Annotated in this window: 3 protein-coding genes; all 3 read right to left on the bottom strand. The window is 35.3% G+C overall.

The features are described from left to right. Positions 1-98: 98 nt before the first annotated feature. On the bottom strand, positions 99-461 hold the full coding sequence (locus B091_RS0111520; RefSeq protein WP_018110143.1) for a helix-turn-helix domain-containing protein: 363 nt from the start codon (positions 459-461) through the stop codon (positions 99-101). A gap of 24 nt (positions 462-485) precedes the next feature. Beyond that, positions 486-779, bottom strand: coding sequence for a type II toxin-antitoxin system HigB family toxin (locus tag B091_RS0111515; RefSeq protein ID WP_018110142.1), 294 nt, complete (start codon positions 777-779; stop codon positions 486-488). Positions 780-1,089: 310 nt separating this feature from the next. Further along, the coding region (locus tag B091_RS12725) for a hypothetical protein (RefSeq protein ID WP_040368898.1) at positions 1,090-1,410 on the bottom strand (321 nt) is incomplete at its 5' end.

Genomic DNA, 1,410 nt, shown 5'->3' with positions numbered 1-1,410 from the left:
TGCTATTAGCGGCGCTGGAGTAGCTCTGAAGACATAGATGTAGTTTTTCTTTTTGGTAGCTTTCTCTTTTGTCTAACAAAAGAAAAAGTACTTCTCAATCAAACACCAAGTACAATAGTTGGATCAATATTTAACATTTTACTGATGTTTCTCGCCACACCAAGTGGTGGTTCACTTTTTCCTGAAAGATAAATACTAATACGAGATGGACTTAAACCAAGTAATTCTGCTAAACTAGCCTGAGTTAATCCCTTTTCATACATCCTTAGTTTAATTACATCAACCAAAGATGGCGTTTCAATTGGGTTATGGCTTTCCTCATATGTAGCAACTAAGTTGGATAAAATCTCCAACTCAAGATAGCGTCTGTCATTTTCAGAAGTCTCATTAGTAACTACCTTTAACAACTCTTCTATTCGTTCACAAGCCACGATATATTGTTTTTCTGTTAATCCAATCATAATTTATAAAGTTTAAGGGAGAATTTATATTGAGGAACAATCTATTTTGTCATATTCTGAGTGCGTACCTATAAAGCGTATATAGATATAACCCAACTTATATAAGATAATAGCAACCAGACGATAATGGTTACCTTTAATATTAAATACGTATCGATCATTCCCCACACTATCTGCACTATTAAAAGTGTTTCTAACGTCTGCAAAGCATTTCCACTTAGATTGTTTAGCCTTAATGTACCACTCTCTTAATGCAATATCACTATCAGGATTTTTTGCTATATAATCTCTGATAGTGCCAAATGAAATTATTCTCATATGATGTATCTATATTAAACGTAAATATAGCAATATTGTTTCGTTACACACAATATTATTATCCTAAACGAAATAAACATTATAGTGAATGTCCTCTTTCTGCTTAATTAGAAAAAGGTAGCAAGAAGAATTAAATAATTTATTTTATTGAAGAATGTCCTTTTTCTGCTTGATACGAAAAAGATACCAAAAAGAATCAAGGCTGAAGTTCTTCGGCTACTGCGGTATTGCATTCAGCTAAAACGCAAAAACTCGCTTCGCTCAAACAGTTGCGTTTCTTAACGCCGAACACAACACCTCCGCTTAACGCCTACGAAATTAGGCCGTCTTTAGGACGAGCCACTACAACTGCTGTATGAATAATGGACAAAGTACTGTTACAGTAAGTAAAAAAGGAAACTCTAACCGCGGAGCAAAAAAAAGCGAAGCGAACATCAACAGCTGAGGGCAAAGCCCAATAGCCATGACACCACAAATCCCCAATATCCATCATATGTCGCAAGAGCGTAGCGGAAGTGCTGATAAGAGCGTTTATAAAATTACTGTTTGAGCGGAGCGAGTTTAATTTCAGAAATGCTATTAGCAGTACTGGAGTAGCTCCGAAGACATAGATGTAGTTTTTCTTTTTGGT

This window comes from Bacteroides propionicifaciens DSM 19291 = JCM 14649 (assembly GCF_000375405.1).
Taxonomy (GTDB): Bacteria; Bacteroidota; Bacteroidia; order Bacteroidales; family Bacteroidaceae; genus Bacteroides_E; species Bacteroides_E propionicifaciens.
The sequence above is the reverse complement of the archived record's forward strand: the minus strand, read 5'-3'. Positions and strand labels throughout refer to the sequence as shown.